This is a genomic window from Parafrankia sp. EAN1pec, from assembly GCF_000018005.1.
GTDB classification, from domain to species: Bacteria; Actinomycetota; Actinomycetes; order Frankiales; family Frankiaceae; genus Parafrankia; species Parafrankia soli.
This window is the reverse complement of sequence record NC_009921.1, coordinates 6,240,967-6,253,137: the sequence shown is the minus strand read 5'-3', so window position 1 is coordinate 6,253,137 and position 12,171 is coordinate 6,240,967. Positions and strand designations below refer to the sequence as shown.

Below are 12,171 nucleotides of genomic sequence, written 5' to 3'. Positions count from 1 at the left end.
ATACGCATGATCGAGAATACCAACGCCCACCCTCGCCCCGGCGGAAATAGTGCCGTACGAGCGGCGTGGCGCCGTCGTGCCTGCTATGTCGTGATCGCGTCTGTCGGGATCGCGGGTCACCGCCCGGTCAGCGACCCGCTGCTCACCCAGACGTCGCCGATCAGGCCGGCCAGCCGCAACCGCAGCCGGGGGGTTCCCGGGCGTTCCGAGACCATGGCCAGCTCCAGGTGCCGGTCGCCGAGCACGACCAGGCCGCTCATGTCGACCTCCATCCCGTCCGGGACGCTGATGGTGAGATCGCCGATCAGCGAGATATAGAGAATGTCGAGCACGCCGTCGGTCACGGCATCCTCGTCCATCAGCGCACCGCGCAGATCCAGCGTCCAGTCGCCGAGCAGGTTGACTATCACCGTCCGCCGGGGCATCCGCCAACGGCCGAGCCGCCGTCCGTCGCCGAGAATGTTGACGATCGTCGACGACGAGCGCTGGATGCCGACCCGCGGCGGGACGATGCCGGCCCCGGCCTGCGCCAGCTCCTCCGCGGTCTGGGCGGCCCAGGCGCCCCCGACCCGCTCGCTGAACTCGTCCAGGGTCAGCCGCCCGTCGCCGCAGGCCGCACGCAGTTGGTCGGCGGTCGCCTGCCGGTCGGCATCGGTGATCGGCGCGGACGGGCTGCGGCGCGGGCCGGCGCTCGTCGCCTTGCCGACGCCGAAAGCGGGGCCGGGGGTGTCTGCCTTGCCGGCGGGGGCGGTGGTGGTGGCAGCCTGGCCGGGGGTTTTCGCGGGGCCGGCCTCGGCCGGACTGCCGGCCCGGCTCGGGTCGACCGGCGCGTCGGCGTCGCCGGTCGCGGGAGCCGGGCCGGGATCGGGTGAGTCGGGCGCCATGTCCCGACGGTAGCGGCCCACCCACCCGGGGCGAAGGCCGCCTGGGCGCCGGCCGCCCCGGGGACGGACATGAACGTGTGGTCTCACAGGGGCATGAAGGTAAGGCCCCTGGCCCGCAGCGCCGGCAGGACCTGGCGAAGCGCCTCGACGGTCTGCGATCGATCGCCGCCGCCGTCGTGACACAGCAGGATGTCGCCCGCCCGGGCGCCGGTCAGCGACCGCACGATCGACGCCGCCCCGGGCCGGGTCCAGTCGCGTGGGTCGACGCTCCAGCCGACCGGTGTCAGGTGCTGCGCGGCCGCGGCCGCGAGGACGGCCGGCGGCCAGTCCCCGCCGGGCGACCGGAAGTACCGGGGAGCGATCCCACCGGCCGCGGTGATGATCGCCTGGGCCGCGGAGATCTCCCGGGCGACCGTCGCGGCGGAGCCGGCGCCGAACGGCGTCGGATGGTCGAGCGAGTGGTTGCCGACGGTGTGCCCCTCGGCGAGGACGCGCCGGACCAGCTCCGGGTGGGCCTTCGCCTGGACCCCGATGACGAAGAAGGTCGCGCGGACACCGTTGCCACGCAGCACCTCCAGGATCCGCGGCGTCCAGACCGGGTGCGGTCCGTCGTCGATGGTCAGCGCGATCGCGTTCGCCGGCGCCGCGGGCCGCGCGCCGCGGACCCGGCTCACCGCGCCCGACCGCCTGCCCGCCGCGGGGGCGGCCAGGGCCGGGTCGACCGCGCCGAGTGCCGTGAGGCCGGCCGCTCCCGCGATCGACCACCCCAGCAGCCGTCGCCGGGACGGCCCGCCCGCCCCGCCCCCGGCCTCGCAACCGCCCCTGGCCCCGAAACCGTCCCCGGACGAGGGCCGCGCGATCATGGCGAGACCTCACCGCTGCGGCTGGAGCGGACGCGGCACGTCCGGCTGACTTTCATCCCGTTGTCCCTTCACTGTTCCGAACGCCGGGTCTCACGGCGCCCGGCGCCGGTAGACCATACGTCGTATGTGCCGGTACAAAGCGGGCATAAATTGCGGTTGGAAATGTCAACAGTGGGGATGAAAAAAAGAGGTTGCGGACGGTGGCCGGTCTGGCCCGGAGTCGAGCGGAACGAGTGCCAGAAAAAGGGCCTGACTGGAGTAAAACGTCCAGTTATTGCCGGAAAGGTGCGGCCGGGTCAGTAGATGCAGGCGGCGGCGGCCGTCACCGGCGGCTCGGTCGTCGCGGACGATCCCACCGACGGCCCCACCGGCAGCGTGGCGGACGGCCCAAGTGTGCCCGGGGTGGTGCCGGCCGTGGCGTCCTGCCCGGTCCCGGCGACCGGCCGGGCCAGGATGTCGACGCCGGCGCCGACACTGACACCGGTCGGCGCCGTGGCCGTGGGTATCGCCGTAGGCGGGGGCGTGGGGGTGACTGTTGGCTGTTCGGCCGGGGAGGCGGGCGTCGATGCCACGTCGGGTACCTGAGGCGTCACTGTTGGGGTGGCGCTCTCGGTGGGTGGGAGGGCGACTGCCGCGGTGGGGGCGGTCGGTGCGCCGATCGAGGGTTCCGGGGTGAAGGCGCCGCCGAGCGGGATGAGGTCTCCGGAGCCGGTGGGCTCGGGCAGGGACTCGCCGCCGGTGATGTTCCGGAAGAACTGCCGCATCTGGTCGGGGTCATACAGGAAGTAGAAGGCCGGTTCGGCGATCTGGCCCGTGATCGGGACGGTGGAGAACGTGACGGCGCCGGTCGTCATCCCGCGCATCCGCTCGGCCAGCGCGCGCAGCTCGGTGAAGCCGGTCTCGTCGTCCAGCACCACCGACCGCGTCACCGCGCCCAGAAACGCGGCGAGCTTGGTCGGGCGCAAGAGGACGTCGCTGCTGCTGACCTTTCGGAACATCGCCGCGAGAAACGCCTGCTGGCGGCGGATCCGAGAGAGGTCGCCGTCAGCGAAACCATGTCGTTGCCGAACAAAGGCAAGCGCATTGCCGCCGATCAGATGATTGTTTCCCGGCTGCCCGAGGAAACCGGAGCTGGGGTCGTTCAGGTTCATCGACCGCACCCGCCGGCCGTTCTCCAGTGTGTGCGGCTCGACGTAGCTCGATGCCTGCAGACACACGTCGATGCCACCGATCGCGGACGTCATCTGCTGGAAGCCGTTGAAGTCGAGTTCGGCGTAGTGGTTGATGCGCAGTCCCGCCACCTGCTCGAGGGTGGCGACGAGGAGCGCGGGGCCACCGCTGCCGAACGCTGCGTTGATCTTGTCTCGGCGGGCCCGGTGGTGGGTGCCGTCGTCGTCGGTCCAGGCCGGGATGGGCACCCTCAGGTCACGGGGGACCGACACGATGTTCGTCCGCCCGTCCGAGGCCAGGTGGGCGATCATCATAGTGTCGGATCGCGCGCCACTGACCGCCGCGGCGTCCGAGCCGGTGCGCACGTCGGAGCCGACGAGGAGCCAGGTCTCGGTGCCGACCGGCGCGGGCGGTGGGCGGGTCACCGTGATGTCGGCAGGCGGCGCGATGGTCTCGCGATCGATCCTGCGGTCGTAGAAGGTGATGACGAACCAGCCGGTGGTGGTCACCACCACCACGGCGACCGACAGCAGGGCGGTCAGGACGAGCAGAACCCGGCGTATCGGGCCGCGCCGCGCGGCGCCGGCCGCCGCGCCGCTCCCGTTACCCGGCGGGCCGGCCTTGCTGCCGCCTTCGGTCTCGCCGCCGATGTCGTCGCCGCTGACGTCCGGGCCGCCGATCTTTAGCCCGTCGAGTTCCGCGCCGCGGGCGCCGATGTCGCGTTCGCGGGTGTCGTGCTCACCGTCCGCGGTCTCTGCCGGCGTCACTTCGGGGGCGCCGCACGACTGCCGTGCGCGCGCGTCCCGCATGCCGCCGCCCCTCGCCGCGCCTCATACCGGCGCGTGCCTGCCGGCAAAAACAAAGGTAAGTCAACGAAAGATAAGTCAGCCAATAGTGATGTTGCGGGCCCGCAAGTCGGATGTGACAACCGACGCGGGACGAATCGGGGCACACCGCATCATCCGTCAGATTAGGGTGCTGCTGCCGCGCGGACGCCGCCGGACGGCCCGAACGTGCCCTGCCCGAACGTGTCCGCCCGCCCGCCCGGGCGAGCGGGCGGGCGGGCGGGCGGGCGGACAACGGCAGGTCGGGCGCGGCAGGTCAGGCGCGGACGGCCACCAGGTGCAACGAGCCGGGGTCCTCCCGGTACACCGGCGAGCTCGGGGACGTCCCAGAGGCAGACGTCCCGGAGGCGATCTTGAAGCCTGCGCCGACGAGCCGGCGCTCGGCCGTGTGCGCGTCGTAGTGCCACCGGTTCACCGGACTGGTCGGGTGCCGCGCGTTCCCGCGCCGGGGCAGGCCGAGGCGCCCCGCGCCCCGTTCCTCCCCGGGCGAGCGCAGGCGCTGCCACGCCACCAGCTCGTCGGCGTCGATCTCGCCGCGGACGTACCGGTCGACCGCGTACCGCAGGTCAGGTAGCACGACGTGCAGCGTCCCGCCCGGGCGCAGGACGCGGGCGTACTCCTCCAGCGCCCGCCGCATCGCCGGCGGCGGCAGCTCCTGCAGGACGTGCGCGCAGAGGAGGTGATCGACCGAGTCGTCGTCCAGTGGCAGCGCGGCCCGCGGGTCGTGTCGCGCGACGACGGCGACCTCCCGGGCCTCCCACTGTTCGCGGATCGTCCAGCCCCGCCCGCCCCGCGGCCCCGCCGGTAGGTCGCGCCGGCGCCAGCGCGGACGCGGACGTGGGCTGGAGCGGGGGGCGAGCCGGGCGACGACCGCGGCCAGCCGCGGCCGTCGCGCCGATCGCCAGCCAGCCGCGCACCCCCTGCGCAGCAGGCGCAGCGTGCGGGACGCCCGCAGTAGCCGGGTGAGGTCGGACGTCCGCCGCAGCGCGGGGTAGGCGGCGACGAGGCCGGGGGAGAACGCGGGGTCGAGGTTGACGTAGTCCGGCAGGACCAGGTGGGACGAGGTGACGTTCACCCACAGCTCGCCCCGGCTGTTGCGGTGGTACCGCAGGCGCCGTGCCCGGCCTGGTGGCGCCGGGAGCCGTGCCGTCCGGTGCGTCATCCCCGTCTCGTGCCTCATTCGTCCGTTGCCCGTGGGCGATCCGTCCCGGCGCCCGCGCCTCCGACCGGCCGTCGGTGACCCGTTCGAGGCTTGGGTGCGCCGTTTAGTCCTCGCTTAGGCACAGAGAGTAAATCAATCCGGGCCGATGTCCGGCATCTCCGCTCGGCGCGTCCCCGGGTGTTCCCGCTGTAGTGCGGTTTCCGTCCACGTCGCCGCCGTTCGGCGCGTCATCGCTTCAGGTAGCGATCATTTCAATACAGAGAGTCATACTTGCTTCAGGGGCGGCGGCCGGGCGCCGGACACCCGAGCACCACGAGTCCGGGCATCACGAGCGGACGGCCCACCCCGACCGGACCCCGGTCTCGAAGGAGCGCTAGATGCGTGTACTGGTCCTCGGCGGCGACGGCATGCTCGGCGGTGAGCTGGTCCGCCGGCTGGTCCGCGACCATGACGTCACCGCCACCGTCAGGGCCACCGCACCGTCCTGCCCGCCACCCGCCGACCGGGTGCTCAGCGGCGTGGACGTCCGCCGCCGCGACACCATGGTCGACGCGTTCGCCGCGGTGCGGCCGGACGCCGTCGTGAACGCCGTCAGCCTGGTCGGGCGGCGCGCGGAGGGACGTGCCGAGCTGTCGGCGATCGAGGTCAACGCCCTTTTCCCGCATCGCCTCGCGCGCCTGTGCCAGGCCGCCGGGGCGCGACTGGTGCACGTATCGACCGACTGCGTGTTCTCCGGCCGCCTGGGTGACTACCACGAGGAGGATGTGCCCGACCCGGTGGACGTCCACGGGATGACCAAGCTGCTCGGCGAGGTGACCGAGCCGGGCACGCTCACGCTGCGGACGTCCGTCGTCGGCCTGGAGGCGGTACCGGCGGCCTCGGGGCTCGTCGAGGGGTTCCTGGCGGCGAAGGGTGAGATCCCGGCCTCGCGCCGGGTCGTCCACAGCGCTCTGACCACCGCCGAGTTCGCGCGCTTCGTCCACCTCGTGCTCGTGGGGCACCCGGACCTGACCGGGATCTGGCATCTCGCGTCCGAGCCGATCAGCCGGTTCGACCTGCTCACCATGCTCGCCGACCGGCTCGGCCGGCGGGACGTCAAGATCGTCCCGAGCGACGGCGAGGCCCGCAACCGGGCGCTGTCCGCGCGCCGGCTGTGGTCGGAGACCGGCTACCTGCCGCCCGGGTGGCCGGCGATGGTCGACGAGCTGGCGACCGCGATCGAACGGCGTGACATCGAAGGCTCCTCCCGGCGTCTCCCGGCACCTCGTCCCGGCGGACCGGAGGCTCCCGCGCCGCCCTCACCTCCCCGAACGGAGTGCACGCCGATGCCTGACAGGAACCTCGACGAACACGGCTCCGGGAACCGGCCGCCGCATCAGCCCTGGTCGGCCGAGCCGGTCGATCCGCTCCGGTAGAAGGGACAGCGGCGTGTCGAGAACGAGAGGCGACAGAGACGACCACACCGGCGCCCGGCAACACGGGGGCGACGCCGAGCTCACGCGGACGGGTTTCTTCCGGAGCTGGTTCTCCGGCGGGGGATCCCACCGCCAGCGCGGTCCGGAGTCCCAGCGCGGTCCGGAGTCCCAGCGCCGCTCGGACGCCCAGCGCGGCGCGGGGGACCGACGTGGCGGGGACGTCCGGCGTGATTCCGACGTGCGGCGTGACCCGGATGCCCGGCGTGATGCGGACGTCCGGCGTGATCCAGGTGTCGCCGGGGAGCCCGACATGGGGGTGTCCCACCGGATACCGGCGGCCAGGCCCAGGCCGCAGACCGGCCACACCGCGACCTCTCCCAACACGACCGGGCTGGACGACGGCGGTGCCGGCGGTCAGACCGTGCCCGGTCAGGGCGCCAGGGGCCAGAGCATTCCCGGCCAGGGTGCCGGCGGGCCGGGTGTCCCAGGTCAGGGTGCCGGCGGGCCGGGCGTCGGGGCCCAGGGCGTCGGTGGTCAGAACGTCGGTGGTCAGGGCGCCGAGGAACAGAACGTCGCGGACCAGGGCGCCGCGGGAGAGAGCACCGCCGGGTGGGGGCCGGCGGAACGAGGAGGAATGACCGCAATGACCGGGACGGCGGGAACGACCGCACGAACAGGTCCCTCTGTGCCGACCGCGCCGTCCACGCCGATCGCCCCGACCGGGCCGACCGTTCCCACGGTCCCGAACCGGCGCCTCCCCCCGGACCGCCAGGGCGCGGCCGGCCGGATGACCATGCCCGACCGGGTGCCGCGCACGGAGATCATGGGAGTTCCCGCGCCGGTGCCGCGCGGCCGACCCGGGCCGGCCGAGCACCGGGCGCGGGTCATGATCCTGGTCGGCACCCGTCCGGAGATCGTGAAGCTGAGCCGAATCATCGCGGCGCTCGAGCGGGCCGTGGACGTCTGCCTGGTCCACTCGGGCCAGCACTATGACTACGAGCTGAACCAGGTGTTCTTCGACGAGCTCGGTATCCGCAAACCGGACCACTTCCTCGACGCTGTCGGCGCGAGCGCCGCCGAGACCATCGGCCGGGTGATCGCCCGCTCCGACGCGGTGTTCGTCGACGAGTCCCCGGACGCGCTGCTGCTCTACGGGGACACGAACACCACGCTCGCGGTCATTGCGGCCCGGCGGCGGCACATCCCGGTGTTCCACCTGGAGGCCGGGAACCGCTGTTTCGACGACCGGGTCCCGGAGGAGATCAACCGCCGGCTGGTCGACCACCTCAGCGACATCAACCTCCCGCTCACCGAGCACGCGCGGCGCCACCTGCTGGCCGAGGGCCTGCCGGCGCAGCGGATCTTCGTCACGGGCTCGCCGATGAAGGAGGTCCTCGACCACTACGCGCCGCTCGTCGACGCCTCACCAGTGCTCACGAACCTCGGTGTCACCGCGGGCCACTTCCTGGTGGTCAGCGCGCACCGGGAGGAGAACGTCGACGCGCCGGAGCTGCTCATCGGCCTGCTGGAGACACTCAACGCGCTGGCCGCCCGCTACCGGGTGCCGATCATCGTCTCCACCCACCCGCGTACCCGGGATCGTCTCGACGCCCTTGAGGCGTCCGGCCGCGCCCCTGCGACCGACGGCCTCGTCCGTTTCTGCCGGCCCTTCGGGTTCGCGGACTACATCGCGTTGCAGCGGGCGGCGCAGTGCGTGATCTCGGACAGCGGCTCGCTGACCGAGGAGGCCTCGCTGCTCGGGTTCCCCGCGGTGATGATCCGGGAGGCGCACGAGCGCCCTGAGGGCGTCGACCACGGAGTGGCGGTCTCCTGCCTGCCCCGGCCGGACCGGGTCCTCGCCGCGGTCGACCTGGTCGTCGACGCGGCGCAGGGGGACCGGGCACCGCGGATCGTCCCCGATTACGACGTGGACGACGTCTCCCGCCGCGTCGTACGGATCATCGTCAGCCACATCGACTACGTCCGCCGCACCGTCTGGTTCGAGCGCCCACCAGTCGGGACCAGCGAACCAACGCCCGGAGGCACCTCCCTGACCCTCCCGTAGCCCAGCCCAGCCCAGCCCAGCCCAGCCCAGCCCAGCCCCTGGCCCGGCTGGGCCGGGGTCAGGCGGGCCAGGGCCGCATCGCGGAGCCGGAAGCGGGGCCGGACCGCCGGGCTGGTGGTGGCCGCTAGTCGGTGTCGGCGCGGGGGTGTTCGGCCAGCAGGGCGGTGAGGTTGGCGAACAGGGAGGGGGGAGCGGCTATGACGAGGTCCTCGCTGACTTCCCGGCCGTCCAGGCCGCCGACCCGCAGGCCCGCCTCGGCGGCGATCAGTGCGCCCGCCGCGTGGTCCCAGGGGTGTAGTCCGCGTTCGTAGTAGGCGTCGACGATGCCCGCCGCGGCGGCGCAGAGGTCGAGGGAGGCCGCGCCCATCCGGCGGATGTCGCGGACCCTGGGCACGACCCGGGTCAGCACCGCGGCCTGGGTCGTCCGGCGGCGCTCGGTGTATCCGAAGCCGGTGGCGACGAGTGCGCCGCCCAGCTCGGTCACCGCCGAACCGGTCAGCTTCGTCGGCTCCCCGGCCGTCGGCCCGAGCGGCGCGCCCGCGCCGGTGCCAGCGCCCTGGTCGCCCCCGCGATCCGTGCCCACCGGTGTCTCCCAGCGGAAGGCGCCGCCGCCGCGGACAGCGGTGTATGTGACTCCCATCGCGGGCGCGTGCACCACGCCCGCCACGATCTCGCCGTCCAGCTCGGCCGCGATCGACACCGCCCAGTTGGGCAGGCGGTAGAGGAAGTTGACCGTCCCGTCGAGGGGGTCGACGATCCAGCGGACGCCGCTGGTGCCCGCTGTGTCGGAGCCCTCCTCGCCGAGCAGGCCGTCGTCCGGGCGGGCTTCGCGCAGGCGGCGGGCGACGAGGGCCTCCGACGCCCGGTCCAGCGCGGTGACGACGTCGGTCGGCGAGGATTTCGTCGCCTCGGCGGCGACCGTGCCGGCGCGGCCGGTGACGAGCAGGGCCCCGGCCTCGCGGGCGACGTCCAGGCCGAGGTCGAGCAGGGCGGCCGGGGCCGGGCGGAGGGTGCTGGGGGGCGCGTCCACGGTGCTCATCCTGCCAAGGCTGGCCGGCGGCGGGAGCGGCGAGGGGCCCGCGGCCCGCACTCCCGCCGCGATGGCGACGATCGCGTGCCCCGTAGGATTGTGCGCGTGGTGGCAACGGACAGTACGGAACGGCCGACCCGCGCGGTGCCCGCCAAGCCGAGCTTGGACGGGATCGAGACCCGCTGGTCCGAGCAGTGGCACGAGCGCGGGACCTATGAGTTCGACCGGTCGGCGCCGCGGGAGCGGGTCTACTCGGTCGACACCCCGCCACCGACCGTCAGTGGCTCGCTGCACGTAGGCCACGTGTTCTCGTACACCCACACAGACCTGATCGCCCGCTTCCAGCGGATGCGCGGGCGCGAGGTCTTCTACCCCATGGGGTTCGACGACAACGGGCTGCCGACCGAGCGCCGGGTGCAGAACTACTACGGCGTGCGGTGCGACCCGTCGCTGCCCTACGACCCGGATTTCACCCCGCCGGAGAAGCCGGGCAAGGACCAGCTCCCGATCTCCCGGCGCAACTTCGTCGAGCTCTGCGAGACGCTGACGATCGAGGACGAGAAGGGCTTCGAGGAGCTCTGGCGCCGTCTCGGGCTCTCCGTCGACTGGTCGCACACCTACGCGACCATCGACACCCGGTCCCGCGCGGTGGCGCAGCGGGCCTTCCTGCGTAACCTCGCCCGCGGCCAGGCCTACCTGGCCGAGGCCCCGACGCTGTGGGACGTCACGTTCCGCACCGCGGTCGCCCAGGCCGAGCTGGAGGACAGGGAGCGCCCCGGCGCGTACCACACGCTCGCGTTCGGGCGGCCCGGCGGCGACCCGGTGGTGATCGAGACGACCCGCCCGGAGCTGCTGCCGGCCTGCGTGGCACTCGTGGCGCATCCCGACGACGCGCGCTACCAGCCGCTGTTCGGGCAGACGGTGCGCACGCCGCTGTTCGACGTCGAGGTGCCGGTGGTGGCGCACCGGCTGGCTGATCCGGAGAAGGGCTCCGGCATCGCCATGATCTGCACCTTCGGTGACCTCACCGACGTCATCTGGTGGCGTGAGCTGCGGCTGCCCGCCCGCGCGGTGATCGGCCGGGACGGCCGCCTGATCGCCGAGGCCCCCGAGGCGATCTCGTCGCCGGCCGGCCGGGAGCACTACGCCCAGCTCGGCGGGAAGACGATCGCCGCCGCGCGGACGGCGATCGTGGCGGCCCTGCAGGAGTCCGGCGCGCTGCTCGGTGAGCCGCGGGCGATCAATCACCCGGTCAAGTTCTACGAGAAGGGCGACCGGCCGCTCGAGATCGTCACCACCCGCCAGTGGTACATCCGCAACGGCGGCCGGGACGAGCAGTTGCGTGAGCAGCTGCGCCAGCGTGGCAGCGAGCTGCGCTGGCACCCCGAGTACATGCGGGTGCGCTACGAGAACTGGGTGGACGGCCTCAACGGCGACTGGCTGATCAGCCGGCAGCGTTTCTTCGGTGTGCCCTTCCCGGTCTGGTATCCGCTCGACGCGGACGGCCAGCCCCGCCACGGCGCCCCGATCGTCGCGGCCGAGGCCACCCTGCCCGTGGACCCGTCCAGTGACGTCCCCCCGGGCTACACGGCCGAGCAGCGGGGCGTGCCCGGCGGCTTCATGGCCGACCCCGACGTCATGGACACCTGGGCCACCTCCTCGCTGACGCCGCTGATCGCCAGTGGCTGGGAGAGCGACCCGGCGCTGTTCGCGCAGGTGTTCCCGATGAACCTGCGCCCCCAGGCGCACGAGATCATCCGGACCTGGTTGTTCTCGACCGTGCTGCGCAGCCACGACGAGTTCGGCACGCTGCCCTGGACGGACGCGGCGATCTCGGGTTGGATCCTCGACCCGGACCGCAAGAAGATGTCGAAGTCCAAGGGCAACGTGGTCACGCCCATGGGCCTGCTCGAGCAGCACGGCTCGGACGCCGTCCGCTACTGGGCGGCCTCGGGCCGTCCGGGCACCGACACGGCCTTCGACGTCGGCCAGATGAAGACCGGCCGCCGGCTCGCGATCAAGATTCTCAACGCGAGCCGGTTCGTGCTGGGCCTCGCCGAGGCGGGCGAGGGCGAGGCCTTCGAGGGCGACGCGGCCCTCGCGGCCGACGCCGCACCCGGCCCGGCGGCGATCACCGAACCGCTGGACAGAGCGCTGCTCGCCGAGCTCGCCCGGGTCGTCGACACGGCCACCGGCGCGTTCGAGGGCTACGACTACACCCGGGCGCTCGAGGTCACCGAGACCTTCTTCTGGCGGTTCTGCGACGACTACGTCGAGCTGGTCAAGGGCCGGGCGTACGGCGGGCACGGGGAGGCCGGCGCCGCCTCCGCCCGGGCGACGCTGTCGATCGCGCTGTCGACGCTGCTCACCCTGTTCGCGCCGTTCCTGCCGTTCGTCACCGAGGAGGTCTGGTCCTGGTGGCGGGCGGGCTCGGTGCACCGAGCCCGCTGGCCGGAGGCCGCCGAGGTCCGCGAGGCCGCCGGGGACGGCCGTCCCGAGCTGCTGGACGCGGTCGGCGCCGCGCTCTCCGCGGTGCGCCGGGCCAAGTCCGAGGCGAAGGTGTCGATGAAGGCCGAGGTCGCCACCGCCCGGGTCAGCGGTGACGCCGACGTCGTCGCGCTGGTCGGGCAGGCTGCCGTGGACCTGCGCAGCGCCGGCGGGATCTGGGAGCTGAGCCTGGTCGGCACCGGCGGCGAGCTGGCCGTCGACGTGGTGCTCGTCCCGCCGGCCGGCTGAT

The 12,171-nt window shown here is 73.2% G+C and carries 8 protein-coding genes; 3 read left to right on the top strand and 5 right to left on the bottom strand.

The features are described from left to right. Window positions 1–116: 116 nt before the first annotated feature. From FRANEAN1_RS25605 to FRANEAN1_RS25590, 4 genes are all read right to left on the bottom strand, one after another. Window positions 117–884: a DUF1707 domain-containing protein gene (locus tag FRANEAN1_RS25605; RefSeq protein ID WP_157472798.1), complete on the bottom strand. Its 768-nt coding sequence runs from the start codon at window positions 882–884 to the stop codon at window positions 117–119. 83 nt (window positions 885–967) lie between these two features. Further along, the gene (locus tag FRANEAN1_RS25600; protein WP_020462678.1) at window positions 968–1,747 is read right to left on the bottom strand and encodes a polysaccharide deacetylase family protein; all 780 of its coding nucleotides are present in this window, start codon (window positions 1,745–1,747) and stop codon (window positions 968–970) included. A gap of 296 nt (window positions 1,748–2,043) precedes the next feature. After that, on the bottom strand, window positions 2,044–3,726 hold the full coding sequence (locus FRANEAN1_RS25595) for an LCP family protein (RefSeq protein ID WP_020462677.1): 1,683 nt from the start codon (window positions 3,724–3,726) through the stop codon (window positions 2,044–2,046). Window positions 3,727–4,018: 292 nt separating this feature from the next. Further along, complete coding sequence (locus tag FRANEAN1_RS25590) at window positions 4,019–4,942, bottom strand: class I SAM-dependent methyltransferase (RefSeq protein WP_347176755.1); 924 nt, start codon at window positions 4,940–4,942, stop codon at window positions 4,019–4,021. A gap of 359 nt (window positions 4,943–5,301) precedes the next feature. Between FRANEAN1_RS25590 and FRANEAN1_RS25585 the strand changes: the two genes are divergently transcribed. Together FRANEAN1_RS25585 and wecB are read left to right on the top strand one after the other, a co-directional pair. Further along, window positions 5,302–6,339, top strand: a complete 1,038-nt coding sequence (locus tag FRANEAN1_RS25585; protein ID WP_020462675.1) for an SDR family oxidoreductase — start codon at window positions 5,302–5,304, stop codon at window positions 6,337–6,339. 13 nt (window positions 6,340–6,352) lie between these two features. Then, on the top strand, window positions 6,353–8,404 hold the full coding sequence (gene wecB, locus FRANEAN1_RS25580) for a UDP-N-acetylglucosamine 2-epimerase (non-hydrolyzing) (RefSeq protein WP_347176754.1): 2,052 nt from the start codon (window positions 6,353–6,355) through the stop codon (window positions 8,402–8,404). A gap of 124 nt (window positions 8,405–8,528) precedes the next feature. Here the strand turns inward: wecB and FRANEAN1_RS25575 are convergent, their stop codons facing one another. After that, entirely contained in the window at window positions 8,529–9,443 is a 915-nt protein-coding gene (locus FRANEAN1_RS25575; protein WP_020462673.1) for an inositol monophosphatase family protein, read from the bottom strand. Window positions 9,444–9,539: 96 nt separating this feature from the next. Between FRANEAN1_RS25575 and valS the strand changes: the two genes are divergently transcribed. Further along, window positions 9,540–12,170, top strand: a complete 2,631-nt coding sequence (valS, locus tag FRANEAN1_RS25570; protein ID WP_020462672.1) for a valine--tRNA ligase — start codon at window positions 9,540–9,542, stop codon at window positions 12,168–12,170. The last annotated feature ends 1 nt before the right edge of the window (window position 12,171 follow it).

What these genes read in the sequence shown, in the direction of transcription:
- FRANEAN1_RS25595 (WP_020462677.1), bottom strand. Translation starts at nt 3,726, where the DNA reads ATGCGGGACGCGCGCGCACGGCAGTCGTGCGGCGCCCCCGAAGTGACG.
- FRANEAN1_RS25585 (WP_020462675.1), top strand. Translation starts at nt 5,302, where the DNA reads ATGCGTGTACTGGTCCTCGGCGGCGACGGCATGCTCGGCGGTGAGCTG.
- FRANEAN1_RS25575 (WP_020462673.1), bottom strand. Translation starts at nt 9,443, where the DNA reads ATGAGCACCGTGGACGCGCCCCCCAGCACCCTCCGCCCGGCCCCGGCC.
- FRANEAN1_RS25605 (WP_157472798.1), bottom strand. Translation starts at nt 884, where the DNA reads ATGGCGCCCGACTCACCCGATCCCGGCCCGGCTCCCGCGACCGGCGAC.
- FRANEAN1_RS25590 (WP_347176755.1), bottom strand. Translation starts at nt 4,942, where the DNA reads ATGAGGCACGAGACGGGGATGACGCACCGGACGGCACGGCTCCCGGCG.
- FRANEAN1_RS25600 (WP_020462678.1), bottom strand. Translation starts at nt 1,747, where the DNA reads ATGATCGCGCGGCCCTCGTCCGGGGACGGTTTCGGGGCCAGGGGCGGT.